Genomic DNA, 5405 nt, shown 5'->3' with positions numbered 1-5405 from the left:
CGCTGGTCGTCGCGGACTCGGCCGACCCCGGCTCGCTGCGCGAACTCGCCGAGTCCGCACGGGTGGTGGCGACCACGGTCGGCCCGTACGTCTGGCACGGCGAGGGTCTGGTCGCGGCCTGCGCGGAGGCGGGCACGGACTATCTGGACCTGACGGGCGAGGCCGAGTTCGTGGACCTCATGTTCGTGCGGCACGACGCGCGGGCCCGGGAGACCGGCGCCCGGATCGTGCACGCCTGCGGCTTCGACTCCGTCCCGCACGACCTGGGCGTGTACTTCACCGTCCGGCAGTTGCCGGAGGACGTGCCCCTGCGGGTCGACGGCTTCGTCCGGGCCGGGGCCGCGTTCTCCGGCGGCACCTTCGCCTCGGCTCTGACCGCGTTCGGCCGGGGCCGGAAGATACTGCGGGCGGCGCACGAACGGCGCCTGCACGAACCGAGGTTGGTGGGACGCAGGGCCCGCGCGCCGCTCGGCGGTCCCCGGTTCAGCCGGGAGACGGGCACCTGGGCGCTGCCGCTGCCGACGCTCGACCCGCAGGTGGTGGCCCGCTCGGCGGCGGCCCTCGAACGGTACGGGCCGGACTTCCGCTACCGGCACTACGCCTCCGTGAAGACCCTCCCGATGGCCGTCGGAGGCACCGCCGCCATCGGCGCGAGCGTCGCCGCCGCCCAACTCCCGCCGGTCCGCTCCTGGCTGATGGGCCGTTACGGATCGGGCGAGGGCCCGTCGGCCGAGCGGCGCGCCCGCAGCTGGTTCTCGGTCCGGTTCGTCGGCGAGGGCGGTGGGCGGCGGGTCTTCACCGAGGTGTCGGGCGGCGACCCGGGCTACGACGAGACGGCGAAGATGCTCGCCGAGTCGGCCCTCTGCCTCGCCTTCGACTCCCTGCCGAAGACCGCCGGTCAGGTGACGACGGCGGCGGCGATGGGCGACGCCCTGACCGCCCGCCTCCAGGCGGCCGGCATCCGCTTCCGGGTGGCGCACCGGGGATAGGGCTACTCCGCGCGGCCGGGTCGGATCACGGCGGTGCCCGCGTTCAGGTCGACGCCCGTACGGGGCGGGGCGCCGTCCTGGACGTCGTGGCGGATCAGTCGCTCCTCCTCGCGCTGCTCGATCTGGACGCGCTTGTTCGCGTTCAGGAAGGCGAGCAGTTCGTCGGTGGCGGTGGCACCGGCACCGGTCGGCGTGTCCTTGGCGCGGGCGGCGAGGAGGCGCCGCACCCACTTCGGCCGCCCCGTCCGCAGGACCACATGCCGGGCCGCGCCGAGCAGGAACGGCACCATGACGACCACCGCCATGACCATCATGCTCACCATCATCACCATGCCCGTCCAACGGGCGGCGGCACGGGGGCGTTCCCTCCCCGCCGGTCCCGTCGGTCAGGGCCGTACGAGTCGGAAGGGGTGGCCCGCCGGGTCCGCGTAGACCCGCGCGTCGCCGGTCTCCCCGTCGAGCGGTACGGCTCCGAGTGCGAGGACGGCCTCATGGGCGGCGGCCAGGTCGTCGACCCGCACGTCGAGGAGGAACTGCTGCTCCGGCGCACCCCAGACGGGCGGATGGTGGTCGGCGACGCCCTGGAAGGCGAGGACCGGGCCGGCGTCGCCGCGCAGCACGGCGGAGCCCTCGCCCACGGCCCACCGGGGGTCGGGGCTCTCGACCTCGCCTCCGATCAGATGCCGGTAGAACTCGGCCAGTTCGAGGGCGTCGGGGCAGTCGAGGACGACGCACCGCAGCCGCCCGATCACCCGAACGTCCAGCTGGTGAGGACGTACAGGATGGCGCAGGTCCAGGCCAGGGCGAGCACTCCGGCGGTGGCGAGGACCAGGGTCAGGCCGCGCCCGGTCGAACGCGGCGGAGCGGAAAGGGGAGTTGTCATGAGCCCCACTCTGCCGGGCCGGGCGGCGGGCCGGTATCCGTACGCGTACTCAGACGGACCCGAGTGCCTCCTTGAGCGCCCGGCGGCAGAGCGAGTCGGCGTGCCGGGTGGTCTCCGGGATCCGGTAGCGCGGCGAGAGGTGGAGGGTGTGGGCGCAGGCGTTGGCGAGGGAGACGCGGTGGCCGACCGAGACGAACACGGGCTTCACCCCGGCCTGGGTGCGCAGGGCCCGGCCCACCTCCTCGCCCTCGGCCAGGAGCGGGGCCGCGTCGCCGCGCGAGGGTCCCGGCCGCTCGTACGTGAAGGTGAAGGGGTTCTTGGCGACGCCGACGGACGCCCGCCCGGTGAGCACCCCGAGGTGGCTGGCGAGCCCGAAGCGGCGGGGGTGGGCGAGGCCGTAGCCGTCGCAGACCAGCAGGCCCGGGTCGGTGGTCAGCGCGTCGAGCGCGGCGAGCACGGTCGGGATCTCCCGGAAGGCGAGGAGCCCGGGGACGTACGGGAAGGAGACCCGGCCGACCGCCGTGGCCTCCTCCACCACGTCCAGGGTCCGCGCGTCGAGCACGACGGCCGCGGCGGCGACGAGGTCCCGCTCGTCGTCGTAGGCCACGTCGAGGCCGGTGACGTGGCCCTCGCCGACCGCCGGCCCCTCCTCGTCGCGCACGAGCCGCCCGCGCAGTTCCTGCTGGACGGCCCGGGCGGCGCTCTCGTCGGCGGGCCAGCCCGCCGGAATCTCGATGATCGTCATGATGCGGGCCACCCTAGGACCTCTTCCGGTCCCGCATCACGGGGAGGCATGCGGTCACCGGCCTGCCCGGCCTCTTGTCTCGGACACCGCTGTTACGTTGAAGCGAGGATCCTGCCTCGACCTCCGGAGAGGGCGCATGTACGACGCACGGCTCGCCGAGTTCTCCCGCGAGCGGCTGGACGGCCGACCGATACCCGACGACCTGCGCGTGCTGCTCGTGGCCCAGTGGGAAGGCCGCACCGACTTCACCCGCCTCCTCGGCCTCGAATTCTTCGAGGCGGGAGAGGTCCACCCGCTCCTGGACACCGGCTATCTGAGCGAAGAGGAACGCGCGGACCCGGAGATGCAGGCCGTGAACGCCGGAGCCGCGGAGATGGCCAAGTACGTCAAGCTCGTGGCGAAGGGCGGAAAGGGGTGGATCGGCTACTGGCTGCACCCCGACGAACCCTCGGACCGTGCCTGGCTCCTCATAGAGCTGGACACCGAATTCACCTTCTGGCGCATGGTCGGCCGCACCCTGACCGAGGGGGCCGCCGCCGAGCGGGCGAGCTACCAGGACGAGCACGATGCGTTCGGACGGCTTGCCACCGAACTCGCCGCGCTCGGCCTGCCTCTGGACACCCGGAACCACGGCACCCTCGATGACACCGCGTACACGGTGGACCCGGAGGGCCTCATGGAGGAGCTGGTCGAGGCCGAACGCGAGAAGCTCGGTCTTCGCTGAGCGGGGACCCTGGCGCCCCGGGTGCCCGGGTGCCGCCACGGGAGGTGGTTGCCGCCCTGGCGACCCCGTGGGCCAGTGGTGCGGCCGACCAGAACGGAGGTCGGGCGGCGGCAGGTAGCCTGGCGATCATGTTCGTACTGGAATTGACCTACACCGCGCCCGTCGAGCGGGTGGACGCACTCCTCGACGCGCACGTCGCGTGGCTGGACGCGCAGTACGCCGACGGCGTGTTCCTGGCGTCGGGGCGGAAGAACCCGCGGGACGGCGGAATCATCCTGGCCGCCGGGGTCGACCGCGCGGAGATCGAGAAGATCACGGCGGCCGACCCGTTCAGCGTCGAGGGCGTGTGCGCGTACCGGATCACGGAGTTCTACCCGACCAAGACGGCCGACGGGATCGCCGCGTACCGGGAAGAGCTGCCCTCCTAGTCCTCGGTGGCGAGGCGGGCGATGCGGCCCTTCTCGCCGGAGGCCCAGCAGGAGCCGTCCGCGGTGCAGTCGACCGTGTCGTACGAGCCGGTGTCGACCGTGCGCCAGGTACGGCCGCCGTCGGTGGTGAGGTCGGTGCCGGTCGGGCCGACGGCGAGCGCGGCGGTCCTGCTGTGCGGGAGCCAGGCGACGCCGGAGCGGTAGGCGGGCGGCGGCGTGGCCGAGGGGCGCCAGGTGCGGCCCCCGTCGGTGCTGACCGCGCCGGCCTGTGGGGACGGCTGGTCCTTGCGGTAGTCGCCGCCGACGGCGATGCCGTGGGTGCGGTCGCGGAAGGCGAGCCCGAAGACGCCGCGGGCCGGGTCGCCGGCCGGGATCGGCGTGTCGGTCGCGGTCCAGTTCAGTCCGCGGTCGGCGGAGTGGAGCACGCGCGCGGTGGCCCCGCCGCCCGTCGCGATCCACACGTCCCGGGGTCCGGCCGACACCAGGCACTGGCCGCTCGCGGCGAAGCCCGCCTCGCCGGGGAGCGCGTCCGGCATCCCGGCGCTCGGCAGGACCTCCCAGGAGCGGCCGCCGTCGCGGGTGGAGAGGATGCGGTACTTCCCGTCGACCGGGTCGCTCATGGCGAGTCCGTGCCGGTGGTCGAAGAAGGTCATGCAGTCGTAGAAGGCCCGCGCGTCGGTGTTGCGGAAGGACTCGGTCCAGGTGGCGCCGCCGTCCTCGGTGCGCAGCACCCGGGAGGCCTCGCCCTCCCCGATGGCGAGGACGACGGCCCGGCGGGCGTCGAAGGCCTCGACGTCGCGGAACTCCAGGTCGCCCGCACCGGCCGGCGACACGTTGCGCCAGCTCCGGCCGCCGTCGGTGGTGAGCAGCACCGTGCCCTTCGAGCCGGCGGCCCACGCGGTCCTGCGGTCGACCGGCGCGAGCCCCCGGAAACGGGCGTCGGTGCCGGTCGGTGTCAGCTGCCAGCCGGCCGCTGCCGTGGGGGTCTCCCCGGCCCGCGCCGGGGCGGCCAGGGTCAGCGCGAGCGCCGCCCCGATCAGCCCCACCGACATCATTCGTCTCGTCTTCCCCATGGACGTCATGGCGCCGGAAGCTAGTGCCCCGGGCCGCTCCGCGTCCAGGGTGCGTCCCCGGCCGGGCGTTCCTAGGCTGGTCGCATGACAGACCGCACGACCGACCGTACGAGCGAGCGGGCGGGCGACGAGAAGCCGAGGCTCAAGGAGTACGAGGGCGAGGGCATCACCGTCACGTTCGAGCCGCGCCGCTGTCTGCACGCGGCCGAGTGCGTCCACGGCCTGCCGGAGGTCTTCGACCTGTCCCGGCGCCCGTGGGTACTGCCCGACGCCGCCGAGCCGGACCGGGTCGCGGAGGTCGTCCGGCGCTGCCCGTCCGGGGCGCTCCAGTACCACCACCGCCCCGAGGACGCCGCGCCCGAGCCCCCGGACTCCCCCACCACGGTGCGCCGCACGCCCGCCGGGCAGCTGGTGATACGGGGCGACCTCGTCGTGACCGGTGCGTACGGGGACCGCCACGAGACCCGGGTCATGCTCTGCGGCTGCGGAGCCTCGGGGAACCAGCCGTACTGCGACCACTCGGGCCCGTGTGCGGAACCGGACGACGAGGACGTCCCCGAACA

9 protein-coding genes are annotated in these 5405 nt (G+C 74.1%); 4 read left to right on the top strand and 5 right to left on the bottom strand.

Features of this window, described 5'->3' with window-relative positions:
* A partial coding sequence (locus tag CCN56_RS21265) for a trans-acting enoyl reductase family protein (RefSeq protein ID WP_086829065.1) occupies window positions 1-989 on the top strand: 989 nt, incomplete at its 5' end.
* Between the two features lie 2 nt (window positions 990-991).
* On the opposite strand, the gene CCN56_RS21260 is transcribed toward CCN56_RS21265, so the two are convergent.
* From CCN56_RS21260 to CCN56_RS21250, 4 genes are all read right to left on the bottom strand, one after another.
* Window positions 992-1303 (bottom strand): DUF6191 domain-containing protein, encoded by a 312-nt coding sequence (locus CCN56_RS21260; RefSeq protein WP_143664587.1) that lies wholly within the window; start codon window positions 1301-1303, stop codon window positions 992-994.
* A gap of 72 nt (window positions 1304-1375) precedes the next feature.
* Window positions 1376-1741, bottom strand: coding sequence for a VOC family protein (locus CCN56_RS21255; RefSeq protein WP_086829062.1), 366 nt, complete (start codon window positions 1739-1741; stop codon window positions 1376-1378).
* Window positions 1738-1872: a morphogenic membrane protein MmpA gene (gene mmpA, locus CCN56_RS44715; protein ID WP_256962074.1), complete on the bottom strand. Its 135-nt coding sequence runs from the start codon at window positions 1870-1872 to the stop codon at window positions 1738-1740. The genes CCN56_RS21255 and mmpA overlap by 4 nt, the downstream gene beginning before the upstream one ends.
* A gap of 49 nt (window positions 1873-1921) precedes the next feature.
* Window positions 1922-2617, bottom strand: coding sequence for an endonuclease V (locus CCN56_RS21250; RefSeq protein ID WP_086829068.1), 696 nt, complete (start codon window positions 2615-2617; stop codon window positions 1922-1924).
* Window positions 2618-2753: 136 nt separating this feature from the next.
* Here CCN56_RS21250 and CCN56_RS21245 point away from each other — a divergent pair, with 136 nt between their 5' ends.
* The gene (locus tag CCN56_RS21245; RefSeq protein ID WP_086829060.1) at window positions 2754-3341 is read left to right on the top strand and encodes a hypothetical protein; all 588 of its coding nucleotides are present in this window, start codon (window positions 2754-2756) and stop codon (window positions 3339-3341) included.
* A 128-nt stretch (window positions 3342-3469) separates the two neighbouring features.
* Window positions 3470-3769 carry a YciI family protein gene (locus CCN56_RS21240; RefSeq protein ID WP_086829058.1) on the top strand — a complete coding sequence of 100 codons (300 nt, stop codon included), beginning with the start codon at window positions 3470-3472 and terminating at the stop codon, window positions 3767-3769.
* Here CCN56_RS21240 and CCN56_RS21235 read toward each other — a convergent pair.
* Window positions 3766-4851 (bottom strand): WD40/YVTN/BNR-like repeat-containing protein, encoded by a 1086-nt coding sequence (locus tag CCN56_RS21235; protein ID WP_373412881.1) that lies wholly within the window; start codon window positions 4849-4851, stop codon window positions 3766-3768. The genes CCN56_RS21240 and CCN56_RS21235 overlap by 4 nt on opposite strands.
* A 75-nt stretch (window positions 4852-4926) precedes the next feature.
* Between CCN56_RS21235 and CCN56_RS21230 the strand changes: the two genes are divergently transcribed.
* Window positions 4927-5405: (4Fe-4S)-binding protein (locus CCN56_RS21230; RefSeq protein ID WP_107484196.1), on the top strand; the 479-nt coding region annotated here is incomplete at its 3' end.

This window comes from Streptomyces sp. NRRL B-24572 (assembly GCF_002156145.1).
Classification (GTDB): Bacteria; Actinomycetota; Actinomycetes; order Streptomycetales; family Streptomycetaceae; genus Streptomyces; species Streptomyces vietnamensis.
Note: the sequence above shows the minus strand (reverse complement) of the source record. Positions and strands in the feature narration are given on the sequence as shown.